Raw genomic sequence first — 14,552 nt, forward strand, 5'->3', positions numbered from 1 at the left:
GCCATCGTCGATGTCTGCCAGACTGTCAGCGTGGGAGCAATCACGCTGGACGGCAAGGCCACCCGCGACGAGATCTTCGTCGACCTCAAACAGCGGGTGGCCGCGTTGACCGCGTCGGGCCGCACCCCCGGGCTGGGCACCATCCTGGTGGGCGACGACCCCGGGTCTCAGGCGTACGTGCGGGGCAAGCACGCCGACTGCGCGAAGGTCGGCATCACCTCGATCCGCCGCGACCTGCCCGCCGACATCAGCACCGAGGCGCTCAACGAGACCATCGACGAACTCAACGCCAACCCCGAGTGCACCGGTTACATCGTGCAGCTGCCGCTGCCCAAGCACCTGGACGAGAACGCGGCGCTGGAGCGGGTCGACCCGAACAAGGACGCCGACGGCCTGCACCCCACTAACCTGGGCCGGCTGGTGCTCAACAACCCCGCGCCGCTGCCGTGCACCCCGCGCGGCATCGTGCATCTGTTGCGCCGCTACGACGTTGAGATCGCCGGGGCGCACGTGGTCGTCATCGGCCGCGGTGTCACCGTCGGCCGGCCGCTCGGCCTGCTGCTGACCCGTCGCTCCGAGAACGCCACGGTGACGTTGTGCCACACCGGAACTCGCGACCTGCCGGCTCTGACCAGGCAGGCCGACGTCATCGTCGCCGCCGTCGGGGTGCCGCACATGGTGACCGCCGACATGGTGCGTCCCGGCGCGGCGGTGCTCGACGTCGGTGTCAGCCGGGTGGACGGCAAGCTCGCCGGCGACGTGCACCCAGACGTGTGGGAGGTGGCCGGCCACGTCTCACCGAATCCCGGCGGGGTGGGCCCGCTGACCCGTGCGTTCCTGCTGACCAACGTCGTCGAACTGGCCGAGCGGGGATGACCGCGCGGACCGTGTTGCGGGCCCAGTGGCCAATTCTGTTGGTGGGCTTGATCTTCGCGACGGCGCTGGCCCTGGTGGGGGCCAACTTCTGGCGCCGCGGTTCGTTGCTGATCGGCATCGGTGTCGGCGTGGCCGCGCTGCTGCGCTTGCTGTTGTCCGAGGACCGGGCCGGCCTTCTGGTGGTGCGCGGCAAGGGAACCGACTTCATCACCACCGCGGCGGTGGGGGCGGCGATGTTCTATATCGCCTGGACCATCGACCCGCTGGGCACCCGCTAGTACCTGGGCCTAGTACCTGGGCAGCGCCGGAACCTGCCCGGGCATCGCCGCCATTCCCGGGACCTGTCCGGCCATCCCGGGAATCTGTCCCGCCATCCCGGGAACCTGTCCCGGCATTCCGGGGATCTGTCCGGTCATCCCGGGGATCTGGCCCGGCATGCCCGGAACCTGCGGCATGGCGCCGGACAGGTTGCCGTTGGCGATGTTTGCCATCTCCTGGGGGCAGTAGGTCTGGATCGCGATCGTGGTGAACACGCGTGCCATCGTGGGTGACATGCCGCGGCCGGCGACGCTGGATGCGGCGGCCGCGAAATTGCCGCCCGGCTGTGACAGCATCGGGCAGATCGACTCGCCGACGGACATCGCGTTTCCTGGCTCACCGAAGTCGATGCCGGCGTGGTTGAGCGCGTCGATGAAGTCGTCGCCGTTTCCTTCTGCCCCGGCCGGCGCCGCGAACGCCGAGGCCACGGTCAGCAGGCCGGCGGCCGCAGCCAGCAGGCGGATGGTGAAGGGCTGATGACGAAAAACCCAAATCCATTGATGAGTTCGTGCAAGTGCCTTCACGCAGCCTCCCCGTCCGCCATGGAGTGCGCCTGAGGCACTCGAATCACGCTTACGAACTCTGAGCTATCACTGTCACGTTTGCGACACGGTGGGGTAAAGGTTCGCACAATAAGCGTTTCGTGTGGTCGCGGCCGGCGCGGCATCGGTTATTACGCGGCCGGATTGCGCAAGGCCGCTGGGCATATCGACGCCACACTGTGACGTAACACGGGCGGTGGCACCGGACTTCCGGGCGGCCGATGAACCAGAATCCGCCCCATGACGACCCGCCCACCCCACCACGAGATCTCGCGTCAGACGTTTCTTCGCGGCGCCGTCGGAATGTTGGCGACGGGAGCGGTGTTCGGCACCGCCCCGGCGGCCGCGGACCCCACTGGCTGGAGCGGCCTGGCCTCCTCGATCGGCGGCAGTGTGCTGTTGCCGGCCAGTGGCGCCCAATTCTCCACCGGCAAGCAGGTTTTCAACTCGTTCTACAACGGCTCCAATCCCGCTGCAGTAGTGCGTGTTTCGTCGCAGGCCGACGTGCAAAAGGCCGTCGCGTTCGCGAAGACTAACAATCTCAAGATCGCGCCGCGCGGCGGCGGTCATTCGTACGTCGGTGCGTCGAGCGCCAACGGCACCATGGTGCTCGATCTGCGCGGCCTGCCCGGCGGGGCGAACTTCGACGGCAACAACGTCACGGTGACCCCGGCGACCAATCTGTATGCGGTACACCAGGCCCTGGCCGGCGCCGGCCGCGCCGTTCCCGTCGGCACCTGCCCCACCGTCGGCATGGCCGGGCTCGCGCTGGGCGGCGGGGTGGGCGCCGACGCCCGGCGTGCCGGACTCACCTGCGATGCGCTGCAGTCGGCGACGGTGGTGTTGCCCAGCGGCGACGTGGTGACCGCGTCGGCCAACGACAACCCGGATCTGTTCTGGGCCTTGCGCGGTGGCGGCGGCGGCAACTTCGGGGTGACGACGTCGATGACCTTCGCGACCTTCGCCACCGCGGACAGCGACCTGGTCCGGCTGGACTTCCCGCCGTCGTCGGCGGTGCAGGTGCTCACCGGCTGGCAGTCGTGGCTCGCGGGCGCCGACCGGAACACCTGGGGGATGGTCGATCTGTCGGTGGGTTCGGCGCAGGCGAATTGCCATGTGCTGGCGACGTCCCCGGCCGGGAGTGGCTCCGGTGTGGCCGACGCCCTCAAATCGGCGGTGGGACTGGCGCCCAGCGCCGTGACGAACAAGACGCTGAGCCACATGGACCTGGTGACCTATCTGGCCGGTGGCAGCGCGACCAGCCCGGCGCGCGGTTTCGTGGCCGGTCCGGACGTTATCGGGCCGATGACTTCTGCTGCGGCCCATGCCATTGCGACCGCGGCGGGGCACTGGCCGGCGTCGGGCGCGGGGCAGGCTTCGGTGCTGATCGATCCGCTGGGCGGCGCGGTCGCCGACGTCGCCCCGGGCGACACCGCGTTCCCGTGGCGCAATCAGTCCGCGGTGGTGCAGTGGTACGTCGAGCCCGCCGCCAACCAGCTCTCCGCCGCCAGCACCTGGCTGGGTGCGGCGCACCAAGCGGTACAACAGTTCTCGGTCGGCGGCTACGTCAACTACCTGGAGGCCAATACCGCGCCCGCGCGCTACTACGGTCCGAATCTGTCGCTCCTGACGACCGTCCGGCAGAAGTACGACCCCACCCGGCTGATGTTCTCGGGTCTGGATTTCTAGCGAAAAAACTTGCGCCACTTCAGTTTCAGGAGTAACACCGGCGCGTTTTTTGTCGGTGGGTGTGGCTAGTTTGGCGGTGTGACTGATCAGCAGGATATCGACGCGGCGTTCGACGCGCTCGATGCCGCCTGGGATCGAGTCTGCGCGCTCAACGTCGAGGCGCTGAATCCGCGCCAACAGCTGGCGGTACTGCAGCGGTGCGAAAAGCAGCGCCGGCGCATCCCCGCCGTCGAGCATCCGGTGATCAATTCCCTTGCCCGCCAGGCGCCGTCTGTCGAGCTCGGCGGCACGGTGGTGCATGCGATCGCCGAGGCCACCCTGATCAGCCGCACCGAAGCCTCCCGGCGCCTCAAGGAGGCACGCGATCTGGGCCCACGCCACGGCCTGACCGGCGAACCGATCCCACCCGCGCTGCCGGCCACCGCCGCCGCCCAACGCGCCGGTGCGCTGGGGCCCGGCCAGGTGAGCGTGATCCGCAAGTTCTGCCACGCCCTGCCCGGCTGGATCGACATGCCCACCCGCGAGCACGCCGAAGCGCGATTGGCCCAGGAGGGCAGCCGGTTTCGCCCCGAACAACTGGCCGCGCTGGCCACCACCCTGGCCGACTGCCTCAACCCCGACGGGACTTTCACCGACGAGGACCGGGCGCGGGCGCGCGGGCTGACGCTGGGCAACCAGCAGGCCGACGGCATGTCGGCGCTGCGCGGCTGGCTCACCCCCGAAGCTCGCGCCACCCTGGAAGCCGTGTTGGCCAAACTCGCCGCCCCCGGCATGTGCAACCCCCTCGACGACGTCCCGTGCATCGACGGCGCACCTTCCCAGGAAGCCATCGAACGCGACCCGCGCTCGGCGGCCCAGCGTAATCACGACGGACTCAACGCCGCACTGCGGGCGCTGCTGGCCTCCGGAAAGCTGGGTCAGCACAACGGGTTACCGGCCTCGATTGTGGTCACCACCACGCTGGCCGAGCTGGAGGCGGCCGCCGGGCGCGGCCTGACCGGCGGGGGCACCATCTTGCCGATGAGCGACGTCATCCGCCTGGCCCGCCACGCCCACCACTACCTGGCGATCTTCGACAAGGGCAAGGCGCTGGCGCTCTATCACACCAAACGCCTGGCCTCACCCGGGCAGCGAATAGTCTTGTACGCCAAGGACCGCGGCTGCTCACACCCGGGCTGCACCGTGCCCGGCTACTACTGCGAAGTCCACCACGTCACCGACTACGCCGCCTGCCACACCACCGACGGCAACGACCTCACCTTCGCCTGCGGCCCCCATCACCGCCTGCTCAAACCCGGCGGCTGGATGACCCGCAAAACCGCCCGCGGCGACACCGAATGGAAACCACCGCCCGAACTCGACCGGGGCCAACCGCGCACCAACACCTTCCACCACCCCGAGAAACTGCTGCGACATGAGGATGACGACGGGTGGTAACCGGGGCGCGCCAATGGAAGCTAGGCGTCTGAGAAGTCGGGCACCGTGATCGCGCCGTCGTCGGCTAACGGGAACCCGGGGTTGTAGGCGACCTCCCACACGTGACCGTCGAGATCGCGGAATGCGCCCGCATACCCGCCATAGAAGGTCTCGCGAGCCACGCGTGCGATCGTCGCTCCGGCATCGTCTGCGGTGGCGAGGATCTCGTCCACCTCGGCGCGCGAGCGCACATTGTGCGCCAAGGCGACACCGCCGAAGCCGTCATCGCCCTGGTCGGCGATGCCGAGGTCGGCCGCGAGCTTTTCGCGGGCCCACAGGCTCACCGCGAGACCGCCGGCCTGGAAGAAGACCGTTTCCTGCACTACTTGACCGCGCCAGCCAAGGCGTTCATAGAAGTGATGCGCGCGATCCAGATCGGCAACTCCCAAGGTGATCAGACTCAGTCGTTGCTCCATGCTCACCCGGCCAGCGTCGCCCGGGTGCACACGGTGACGTAGGGCAGCGCAAGGCCGGTCGAATTCGCCAGCGCCGGATGGGTGGTCAGCAATTCGCGCACCTGATCGAGGGTCCTGGTGCGGACCTCGGTCGGTGAGGTGATGCAGTAGCTGCGGGACGCCACCAGGTCGATCAACGCTTGCGGCGTAAGGTAACTCGTCCACTCCACCTGATGATGTGCCAGGTCGGTGAACGGCTCGGGCAGCGTCACCTGGGTGCGGCCGTCACCATCGCTGCCGATGATCTGGCCCAGTTCGCGCACCCAGCCGAGGCGTTCGTCACGGGTGTTCCACACCAGACCCAGTCGCCCGCCGGGCCGCAGCACCCGGGCCACCTCGGGCACCGCGCGCTCGGGGTCCACCCAGTGCCAGGCCTGCGCCACCAGCACCACGTCAACGCTGTTGTCCTCCAACGGAATCTCTTCCGCCGTGCCCAGCAGGGCCCGGGTCTCCGGCAGCGAGGTGCGCAACACCTCGAGCATGTCCGGGATCGGGTCGACCGCCACCACATCCAGGCCGCGCTCCACCAGCCGGGTGGTGAGCTTCCCGGTGCCGGCACCGAGGTCGAGCACCTGACGCGCCCCGACCGGCAACAGCCAGTCGATCGCTTCCGGGGGATAGGAGGGGCGGCCACGCTCATAGGCCGCGGCCGCCGAGCCGAACGAGAGGGAGCGGTCGTGCCGCGAGCGCGTCACCGTTGCGACGTGCCTTCCCCATCGCCCGCCAACACCAGTGTCTGACGGATCAATTCGCCGACGGCATCGGTTTCCACCAGGAAGCCGTCGTGCCCGCACAGCGAGTCCACGACCCGCAGGTCGGTGCAGCCGGGCAGCTGCTCGGCCAGCTCCTGCTGCAGGCGCAGCGGGTACAGCCGGTCGGAGGTGATGCCGCCGACCACCACCGGAACCGGGCAGCCGCCCAACGCTTTACGCACGCCGCCGCGGTTGCGGCCGACGTCGTGACTGTTCAGCGCCTCCGTCAGCACCACGTAGCTGCCGGCGTCGAAACGCTCCAGCAGCTTGTCGCCCTGATATTCCAGGTAGCTCTGCACCGCATAGCGGCCGCCGTTGGTCGGATCCTCGTCGTTCTGCCCGTGGTTGGCGAACCTGGTGTCGAGCTCGACCTCACCGCGATAGGTCAAGTGCGCGAAGCGGCGGGCGATGGCCAGCCCGGCGTCGGGGGCGAGCCCGGTGTCGTGGTAATCGCCGCCCTGCCAGTTCGGGTCGGCCTTGATCGCGGCGATCTGGGTGGACTGGGTGCCGATCTGATCGGCGGTGGCACGCGCACCCACCGCCAGCAGCAGCCCGGCCCTGACCCGGCTCGGGTGACCGACGATCCACTCCAAAGCCCTTGCGCCACCCATGGATCCACCGACCACGGCGGCGACCCGTTCGATTCCGAGCGCGGTCAGGGCGGCGATATCGGCCTCAACCTGGTCGCGGATCGAAATGCGGGGAAAACGTGAGCCCCAAGGCTTTCCGTCCCGTTTCCGGGAACTGGGGCCGGTGGACCCGCGGCAACCGCCCAGCACGTTGGTGGCCAGCGCGCACCAGCGGTCGGTGTCGATCGGCGCGCCCGGCCCCACCATCCCGTCCCACCAGCCGGCGGTGGGATGTCCGGGGCCGGCGGGCCCGGTGATGTGCGAGTCGCCGGTCAGCGCGTGCAGCACCACCACCACGTTGTCCCGCGTCGGCGACAACTCGCCCCAGCGCTGGATGGCGATGTGCACGTCGTCGATGACCGCGCCGCCCTCGGTGGTCAGCGCGCCGATGTGGACGAATCCGATCTCGCCCTCGTCGGGCAGCGTTTGGGTCGGCACGTCGGAGATGGTCATGGCCGGATCCCTAGAACGCCGCCACGGCTTGCGGATCGGCGCCCGACGCCCCGGCGGTCGCACCGAATTTGGCTGCCGCGGCGAAGCCGAGCTCCAGATCGGCCAGGATGTCGTCGATGCCCTCGATGCCGACGGCCAGGCGCACCAGGCCGGGGCTGACCCCGGTGCTCAGCTGCTCCTGCGGGCTCAACTGCGCGTGCGTGGTGGACGCCGGGTGGATCACCAGCGAGCGCACGTCGCCGATGTTGGCCACGTGGCTGTGCAGCTTCAGCGCGTTCACGAACGCCTTGCCGGCCTCGACGCCGCCGGCCAGCTCGAAGGCGAGCACCGCACCGGTTCCCTTGGGCGCCAACTTCTTCGCCCGCTCATGCCAGGGCGAGTCGGGCAGGCCCGCGTAGTTCACCGACAGCACGCCCTCGTGGCCGGCCAGGTACTCGGCGACGCGCTGCGCGTTGGCGACGTGGCGGTCCATGCGCAGGCTCAGCGTTTCGATGCCCTGGGCGACCAGGAACGCGTTGAACGGTGACGCGGCCGACCCCAGGTCGCGCAGCAGCTGCACGCGCGCCTTGAGCGCGTACGCCGGCGGACCGAGCTCGGCGAACACGACGCCGTGGTAGCTCGGGTCGGGGGTGGTGAATCCCGGGAAGCGGCCCTGCGTCCAGTCGAAGGTGCCGCCGTCGACGATGACGCCGGCGATCGCCGAGCCGTGGCCGCCGAGGTACTTGGTGGCCGAGTGCACGACGATGTCGGCGCCGTGGGAGAACGGCTGAATCAGGTAGGGCGTGGCGATCGTGTTGTCGACGATCAGCGGCACGCCGTTGCCGTGCGCCACCGCGGCGACACCCGGGATGTCGAGGATGTCGATCTGCGGGTTGGAAATCGTCTCGGCGAAGAACGCCTTGGTGTTCGGCCGGACCGCGGCCTGCCACGAATCCAGGTCGTCGGGGTCCTCCACGAAGGTGACCTCGATGCCGAGCTTGGCCAGCGAGTAGTGGAACAGGTTGTACGTCCCGCCGTAGAGGCGCGGACTCGACACGATGTGATCTCCGGCACTCGCCAGGTTCAATATGGCGAAAGTCTCAGCGGCCTGACCGGAGCTCAGGAACAGCGCCGCCACCCCACCCTCGAGCGCGGCGACGCGCTGTTCGACGACGTCGGTGGTCGGGTTGCCGATCCGGGTGTAGATGTTGCCCGGCACTTCCAGCCCGAACAGGGCGGCGGCGTGCGTGGTGTCGTCGAAGGTGTACGACGTGGTCTGGTAGATCGGCAGGGCGCGGGCGTTGGTGGCCGGGTCCGGGCGCTGGCCGGCGTGCACCTGCTTGGTCTCGAACGACCAGTGCGCGGTCGGATCGGTGTCGTGATCGGCGTTCTCGGAGGTCACGGGGTGGCTTTCTGCTGGTAGGGGAATCTGCATCGGGCAACCGGGACGCGAGGATGGGGCGTCAACCGGCGCCGCGGGCTAGCAGCGACGCACGAGCGGGCGTGATCGGTTCAAGAGAATGCACATCACGTTTCCCTGTCTACTCAGGGGCCCGTCATGGCGGACCCGCGCTTGCCGGATAGCCGGTGTGTGTGGCTACTCAACCTGGTCATCACCCGGGGCACCCCACCGCGGTTGGAGGGTTGCCGGCCAGCAAGCCGGGGCTTGATGCTGGCGCTCATGACCAATACAAAGACTATCTTACGGTGCCGACTCAGTGCTAACCCCGGCGGTGCGCGTGCAGGTCGACACCTGTCCAAACACCCTTGATAACGTGGCAGTCAGAACGCTGAGCCCCCAAAATTTCAACCCATCATTGTCGCCGGGAGAGGGATCGTGAGCGCCGAACAGCCGACCGTCATCTACACACTGACCGACGAAGCGCCGCTGCTGGCGACTTACGCGTTCCTGCCGATCGTGCGTGCCTTCGCCGAGCCGGCGGGCATCCAGATCAAGACCAGCGACATCTCGGTGGCCGCCCGCATCCTGGCCGAGTTCCCCGAGCACCTGACCGAAGAACAGCGGGTGCCGGACAACCTGGCCGAACTGGGCCGGCTGACCGAGCTCCCCGACACCAACATCATCAAGCTGCCGAACATCAGCGCCTCGGTGCCCCAGCTGATCGCCGCGGTCAAGGAGCTGCAGGGCAAGGGCTACAAGATCCCGGACTTCCCGCAGAGCCCGAAGACGGACGAGGACAAGGAAATTCGCGCGCGCTACGCCAAATGCCTTGGCAGCGCGGTCAATCCGGTACTGCGGCAGGGCAACTCGGACCGTCGTGCGCCCAAGGCGGTCAAGGAGTACGCCCGCAAGCACCCGCACAGCATGGCGGACTGGTCGCCGGCGTCGCGCACTCACGTCGCGACCATGCGCCACGGCGACTTCTACCACGGCGAGAAGTCGATGACGCTGGACCGCGCGCGCAACGTGAAGATGGTGCTGGAGACCAAGAGCGGGGAGACCGTCGAGCTCAAGCCCAAGGTCGAGCTGCGCGACGGCGACGTCATCGATTCGATGTTCATGAGCAAGAAGGCCCTCGTCGAGTTCTACGAGGAGCAGATGCAGGACGCCTACGAGACGGGCGTGATGTTCTCGCTGCACGTCAAGGCGACGATGATGAAGGTGTCGCACCCGATCGTCTTCGGCCACGCGGTGAAGATCTTCTACAAGGACGCCTTCGCCAAGCACCAGGAGCTTTTCGACGAGCTCGGCGTCGACGTCAACAACGGACTGGTCGATCTGTACAACAAGATCGAGTCGCTGCCCGCGTCGCAGCACGAGGAGATCATCCGCGACCTGCACGCCTGCCACGAGCACCGCCCCGAGCTGGCCATGGTCGATTCGGCCAAGGGCATCACCAACTTTCACTCGCCCAGCGACGTGATCGTGGACGCCTCGATGCCGGCGATGATCCGCGCGGGCGGCAAGATGTGGGGCGCCGACGGGCGGCAGAAGGACACCAAGGCCGTCAACCCCGAGTCCACCTTCTCCCGGATCTACCAAGAGATCATCAACTTCTGCAAAACCCATGGGCAGTTCGATCCCACCACGATGGGCACGGTCCCCAACGTCGGGCTGATGGCGCAGCAGGCCGAGGAATACGGCTCGCACGACAAGACTTTCGAGGTCCCCGAGGCCGGCGTCGCCAACATCGTCGATCTCGACAGCGGGGAAGTGCTGCTGACCCAGAACGTGGAAGAGGGGGACATCTGGCGCATGCCCATCGTCACCGACGAAGCGATCCGCGACTGGGTGAAGCTGGCCGTCACCCGAGCGCGGAACTCCGGCATGACGGTGGTGTTCTGGCTGGACACCGAGCGGCCGCACGAGGTCGAGCTGCGCAAGAAGGTCAAGGCGTACCTGAAGGAGCACGACACCGAGGGCCTGGAGATCCAGATTATGCCGCAGGTGTGGGCCATGCGATACACGATCGAGCGTGCGATGCGCGGGCAGGACACCATCGCCGCGACCGGAAACATCTTGCGCGACTACCTCACCGACCTGTTCCCGATCCTGGAGCTGGGCACCAGCGCCAAGATGTTGTCCATCGTGCCGTTGATGGCGGGCGGTGGCATGTATGAGACCGGGGCGGGCGGTTCGGCGCCCAAACACGTCCACCAGCTGGTGGAGGAGAACCACCTGCGGTGGGATTCGCTGGGTGAATTCCTGGCTCTCGGAGCGTGTTTCGAAGACATCGGCATCAAGACCGACAACGAGCGCGCCAAGGTGCTGGGCAAGACGCTGGACGCCGCGATCGGCAAGCTGCTGGAGAACAACAAGAGCCCGTCGCGCAAGACCGGTGAGCTCGACAACCGCGGCAGCCAGTTCTACCTGGCGCTGTACTGGGCGGCCGAACTCGCAAAATCCGACGACGAGGAGTTGCGTCAGCACTTCGGTGCGCTGGCCGACTCGCTGGCCGAGAACGAAGAGACCATCGTGTCCGAACTCGCCGAGTCGCAGGGCGAGTCGGTCGACATCGGCGGCTACTACTACCCGGACGCCGAGAAGACGACGGCGATCATGCGGCCCAGCAAGACATTCAACGAGGCGCTGGCTGCTTCGACGGGCTAGGGCCGCAACCAGGAAGCCGGACTCGACATGGCAGGCGAAGCCAAGATCAAGGTCAAAGGCCGCGTCGTAGAGCTCGACGGTGACGAAATGACCCGCGTCATCTGGAAGTTCATCAAGGACCTGCTGATCCTGCCGCACCTCGACATCGACCTGGACTACTACGACCTGGGCATCGAGCACCGCGACCGCACCGGCGACCAGGTGACCATCGACGCGGCCTACGCCATCAAAAGGCATGGCGTGGGCGTCAAGTGCGCGACCATCACCCCCGACGAGGCCCGCGTCCAGGAGTTCAACCTCAAGAAGATGTGGCTCTCGCCGAACGGCACGATCCGGAACATCTTGGGCGGCACCATCTTCCGCGAGCCCATCGTGATCTCGAACGTGCCGCGGCTGGTGCCGGGCTGGACCAAGCCGATCGTCATCGGCCGTCACGCCTTCGGCGACCAGTACCGGTCGACCAACTTCAAGGTCGACAAACCCGGAACCGTCGCAATCACTTTCACCCCCGCCGACGGCAGCGAGCCGATGGTCCACGAGGTGGTGTCCATCCCCGACGACGGCGGCGTCGTGATGGGGATGTACAACTTCAAGGACTCCATCAGGGACTTCGCCCGCGCCTCGCTGAAGTACGGGCTGAACGCCAAGTGGCCGGTGTACCTGTCCACCAAGAACACCATCCTCAAGGCCTACGACGGCATGTTCAAAGACGAGTTCCAGCGCGTCTACGACGAGGAGTTCAAGGACGAGTTCGAGGCCGAGGGGCTGACCTACGAGCACCGGTTGATCGACGACATGGTCGCGGCCTGCCTGAAGTGGGAGGGCGGCTACGTGTGGGCCTGCAAGAACTACGACGGCGACGTCCAGTCTGACCTCGTCGCGCAGGGCTACGGCTCGCTGGGGCTGATGACGTCGGTGCTGATGACCGCCGACGGCAAGACGGTCGAGGCCGAGGCCGCGCACGGCACCGTCACCCGGCACTTCCGCCAGTATCAGGCCGGCAAGCCGACCTCGACCAATCCGATCGCCTCGATCTTCGCCTGGACGCGGGGGCTGGCGCACCGCGGGAAGCTGGACGACACCCCCGAGGTCACCGAGTTCGCCCAGACGTGTGAGAACGTGGTGGTCTCCACCGTCGAGAGCGGGAAGATGACCAAGGACCTCGCCATCCTGATCGGCCCCGACCAGGAGTGGCAGCACAGCGAGGAGTTCCTCAACTCGATCGCCGAGAACCTGGACAAACGCCTGGCTAGCTAGCCGGGGGTTGGTGCCTTTCCGCGTGCCGGCCGGCGGCGCATTCGTCGACGAAGTCGGCGATGGCCGCGGTGACCCGGTCGGGGGCCTCGAACATCGGCACGTGCCCGACGCCTTTGAGCTCGGTGATCTTCGTGCCCTGGGGCAGGTAGTCGGTGAAGTGCCGGCTGAACCTGCTCGCGGGCACCACCCGGTCCTTCTCACAGAGCACCAGCTGGACGGGCACCGCGGTCTCGGCCAACTGCAGCAGGCCGGGATCCAGCAGCGATTTGACGAGCAGCTGGAAGTACGCGGGGCAGTGCGCGGCGTCGTCGACGACGACGGACAGCTGCTCGGCGCTGATGCCGTCCGGCCGTGCGGTGAGCGGCAGGGTGGCCAACCGCCGGCTGAGCGGCAACCGCAGGACCCGCTCACCGAACAGCCGGGCCAGCGCCAGCATGGGCATGCCCGCGATGAACTTGCTGATGACCTCGAATTTCACCGGGCTCCACCGCGTCCATCCGCCCGCGGCGCCGATGCCGGTCACGCTGCGCGCGCGCCCGCGCCGCTCCAGCTCGAAGGCGACCCAGCCGCCCAGCGAGTTGCCCACCAGGTGCGCGGTCTCCCAGCCCAGCTGGTCGAGCTGGCGCTCGACGTGGTCGGCCAGCACCGACGAGCTCAGCAGCCAGGTGCCGGCGTAGGGCCCGCCGTTGTGCCCGGCCATCGTCGGCGCGAAGACCTCGAAGCGGCCGGTGTCGGCCAGCCGCGGCGCGACCGGCTCCCACACCGTCTGCGACATCAGGAACCCGTGCAGCATCAGGATCGGCTCTCCGGACCCATCCCGGGGACCGAGGTGGATCGGCGACCGGCCCGAAGGCGACGGCGAGTGAGCGGAGCTCACGCGGAAGGAGCCGAGCAGACGAGAGTGCGCATAACCCGACATTAAATGCGGTACCGCCGGTACCGCAACATCCGGGGTGGCCGGGCGCCGGTCCGTGCGGCCCCGGCGGCCGCGCGTGAAAAGATCGGTGCATCATGAGCACCGCTACCGGATCCAGCCGGATTTTCTCCGGCGTGCAGCCCACCTCCGATTCGCTTCACCTGGGTAACGCGCTGGGCGCCGTCACGCAGTGGGTCGCGCTGCAGGACGACCATGACGCGTTCTTCTGCGTGGTCGATCTGCACGCCATCACCGTCGCCCAGGATCCCGAGGCGCTGCGCCGTCGCACCTTGATCACCGCTGCCCAGTACCTGGCGCTGGGCATCGACCCGGCCCGCAGCACCGTGTTCGTGCAGAGTCAGGTGCCCGCCCACACCCAGCTGGCGTGGGTGCTGGGGTGCTTCACCGGGTTCGGGCAGGCGTCGCGGATGACGCAGTTCAAGGACAAGTCGCTGCGCCAGGGGACGGATTCGACCACCGTCGGGCTGTTCACCTACCCGGTGCTGCAGGCCGCCGACGTGCTGGCCTACGACACCGATCTGGTGCCGGTCGGCGAGGACCAGCGTCAGCACCTCGAGTTGGCCCGCGACATCGCCGAGCGGTTCAACGGCCGCTTCCCGGACACGTTCGTGGTGCCGGACATGCTCATTCCCAAGGCGACCGCCAAGATCTACGACTTACAAGACCCGACGGCGAAGATGAGCAAGTCGGCGGCCACCGACGCCGGGTTGATCAACCTGCTCGACGATCCGGCGGTGTCGGCCAAGAAGATTCGCTCGGCGGTCACCGACAGCGAGCGGGAGATCCGCTTCGACATCGAGGCCAAGCCGGGCGTGTCCAACCTGCTGAGCATCCAGTCCGCGGTCACCGGCGTCGGGATCGACACACTCGTGGACGGCTATGCCGGAAGGGGTTACGGCGATTTGAAGAAGGACACCGCCGAGGCGGTCGTCGAGTTCGTCGCCCCGATCAAGGCCCGGGTCGACGAACTGTCCGCGGATGTAGCCGAATTGGAGGCCGTGTTGGCCGCCGGCGCGGAAAAGGCCAACGATGTGGCCGGGAAAACGGTCCGGCGGGTTTACGATCGGCTTGGGTTTCTTCCATCAGGGAACTAGATCCCCACGGAGCTAGATCCGCT

13 protein-coding genes and 1 riboswitch are annotated in these 14,552 nt (G+C 67.7%); of the genes, 7 read left to right on the plus strand and 6 right to left on the minus strand.

Going from position 1 to position 14,552, the window contains the following annotated elements; all coding sequences use genetic code 11:
- The first annotated feature begins 30 nt into the window (after positions 1-30).
- Both AC5Y5B_RS19835 and AC5Y5B_RS19840 read left to right on the plus strand, forming a co-directional pair.
- Entirely contained in the window at positions 31-876 is an 846-nt protein-coding gene (locus tag AC5Y5B_RS19835) for a bifunctional methylenetetrahydrofolate dehydrogenase/methenyltetrahydrofolate cyclohydrolase (protein ID WP_112633669.1), read from the plus strand.
- Positions 873-1,154, plus strand: a complete 282-nt coding sequence (locus AC5Y5B_RS19840; RefSeq protein WP_112633668.1) for a DUF3017 domain-containing protein — start codon at positions 873-875, stop codon at positions 1,152-1,154. The genes AC5Y5B_RS19835 and AC5Y5B_RS19840 overlap by 4 nt, the downstream gene beginning before the upstream one ends.
- Positions 1,155-1,163: 9 nt before the next feature.
- On the opposite strand, the gene AC5Y5B_RS19845 is transcribed toward AC5Y5B_RS19840, so the two are convergent.
- Positions 1,164-1,718 (minus strand): DUF732 domain-containing protein, encoded by a 555-nt coding sequence (locus AC5Y5B_RS19845; protein ID WP_112633667.1) that lies wholly within the window; start codon positions 1,716-1,718, stop codon positions 1,164-1,166.
- A 258-nt stretch (positions 1,719-1,976) separates the two neighbouring features.
- Between AC5Y5B_RS19845 and AC5Y5B_RS19850 the strand changes: the two genes are divergently transcribed.
- Both AC5Y5B_RS19850 and AC5Y5B_RS19855 read left to right on the plus strand, forming a co-directional pair.
- Positions 1,977-3,425 (plus strand): FAD-dependent oxidoreductase, encoded by a 1,449-nt coding sequence (locus tag AC5Y5B_RS19850; RefSeq protein WP_500006171.1) that lies wholly within the window; start codon positions 1,977-1,979, stop codon positions 3,423-3,425.
- A gap of 78 nt (positions 3,426-3,503) precedes the next feature.
- Positions 3,504-4,862 carry an HNH endonuclease signature motif containing protein gene (locus AC5Y5B_RS19855; RefSeq protein WP_500006172.1) on the plus strand — a complete coding sequence of 453 codons (1,359 nt, stop codon included), beginning with the start codon at positions 3,504-3,506 and terminating at the stop codon, positions 4,860-4,862.
- Between the two features lie 20 nt (positions 4,863-4,882).
- On the opposite strand, the gene AC5Y5B_RS19860 is transcribed toward AC5Y5B_RS19855, so the two are convergent.
- Genes AC5Y5B_RS19860 through AC5Y5B_RS19875 form a run of 4 tightly spaced genes read right to left on the minus strand, consistent with a single transcriptional unit; the run spans position 4,883 to position 8,604 of the window.
- A complete protein-coding gene (locus AC5Y5B_RS19860) occupies positions 4,883-5,317 on the minus strand; it encodes a VOC family protein (protein WP_112633678.1) in 435 nt (144 codons plus the stop codon).
- 2 nt (positions 5,318-5,319) lie between these two features.
- On the minus strand, positions 5,320-6,051 hold the full coding sequence (locus AC5Y5B_RS19865) for a class I SAM-dependent methyltransferase (RefSeq protein WP_112633665.1): 732 nt from the start codon (positions 6,049-6,051) through the stop codon (positions 5,320-5,322).
- Positions 6,048-7,190 (minus strand): homoserine O-acetyltransferase MetX, encoded by a 1,143-nt coding sequence (gene metX, locus AC5Y5B_RS19870; protein WP_112633664.1) that lies wholly within the window; start codon positions 7,188-7,190, stop codon positions 6,048-6,050. Before metX ends, AC5Y5B_RS19865 begins: the two co-directional genes overlap by 4 nt.
- Before the next feature lie 10 nt (positions 7,191-7,200).
- Positions 7,201-8,604 (minus strand): bifunctional o-acetylhomoserine/o-acetylserine sulfhydrylase, encoded by a 1,404-nt coding sequence (locus tag AC5Y5B_RS19875; RefSeq protein WP_430919281.1) that lies wholly within the window; start codon positions 8,602-8,604, stop codon positions 7,201-7,203.
- Positions 8,605-8,733: 129 nt separating this feature from the next.
- A riboswitch (SAM riboswitch) is annotated at positions 8,734-8,856 on the minus strand.
- Between the two features lie 150 nt (positions 8,857-9,006).
- Here AC5Y5B_RS19875 and AC5Y5B_RS19880 point away from each other — a divergent pair.
- Both AC5Y5B_RS19880 and AC5Y5B_RS19885 read left to right on the plus strand, forming a co-directional pair.
- Entirely contained in the window at positions 9,007-11,241 is a 2,235-nt protein-coding gene (locus tag AC5Y5B_RS19880; protein WP_112633662.1) for an NADP-dependent isocitrate dehydrogenase, read from the plus strand.
- Positions 11,242-11,268: 27 nt separating this feature from the next.
- Positions 11,269-12,498 (plus strand): NADP-dependent isocitrate dehydrogenase, encoded by a 1,230-nt coding sequence (locus AC5Y5B_RS19885; RefSeq protein WP_112633661.1) that lies wholly within the window; start codon positions 11,269-11,271, stop codon positions 12,496-12,498.
- Here the strand turns inward: AC5Y5B_RS19885 and ephH are convergent.
- Positions 12,491-13,294 (minus strand): epoxide hydrolase EphH, encoded by an 804-nt coding sequence (gene ephH, locus AC5Y5B_RS19890; protein WP_165821814.1) that lies wholly within the window; start codon positions 13,292-13,294, stop codon positions 12,491-12,493. The two genes, AC5Y5B_RS19885 and ephH, sit on opposite strands and share 8 nt — an antisense overlap.
- Positions 13,295-13,509: 215 nt before the next feature.
- Here ephH and trpS point away from each other — a divergent pair, with 215 nt between their 5' ends.
- Positions 13,510-14,529, plus strand: coding sequence for a tryptophan--tRNA ligase (gene trpS / locus AC5Y5B_RS19895; RefSeq protein WP_112633659.1), 1,020 nt, complete (start codon positions 13,510-13,512; stop codon positions 14,527-14,529).
- The last annotated feature ends 23 nt before the right edge of the window (positions 14,530-14,552 follow it).

This window comes from Mycobacterium sp. NGS33 (genome assembly GCF_059812885.1).

Excerpts from the sequence above, each read along its gene's own strand:
- AC5Y5B_RS19875 (WP_430919281.1), bottom strand. The coding sequence starts at position 8,604 with ATGCAGATTCCCCTACCAGCAGAAAGCCACCCCGTGACCTCCGAGAAC.
- AC5Y5B_RS19840 (WP_112633668.1), top strand. The coding sequence starts at position 873 with ATGACCGCGCGGACCGTGTTGCGGGCCCAGTGGCCAATTCTGTTGGTG.
- AC5Y5B_RS19850 (WP_500006171.1), top strand. The coding sequence starts at position 1,977 with ATGACGACCCGCCCACCCCACCACGAGATCTCGCGTCAGACGTTTCTT.
- AC5Y5B_RS19860 (WP_112633678.1), bottom strand. The coding sequence starts at position 5,317 with ATGGAGCAACGACTGAGTCTGATCACCTTGGGAGTTGCCGATCTGGAT.
- AC5Y5B_RS19885 (WP_112633661.1), top strand. The coding sequence starts at position 11,269 with ATGGCAGGCGAAGCCAAGATCAAGGTCAAAGGCCGCGTCGTAGAGCTC.
- trpS (WP_112633659.1), top strand. The coding sequence starts at position 13,510 with ATGAGCACCGCTACCGGATCCAGCCGGATTTTCTCCGGCGTGCAGCCC.
- metX (WP_112633664.1), bottom strand. The coding sequence starts at position 7,190 with ATGACCATCTCCGACGTGCCGACCCAAACGCTGCCCGACGAGGGCGAG.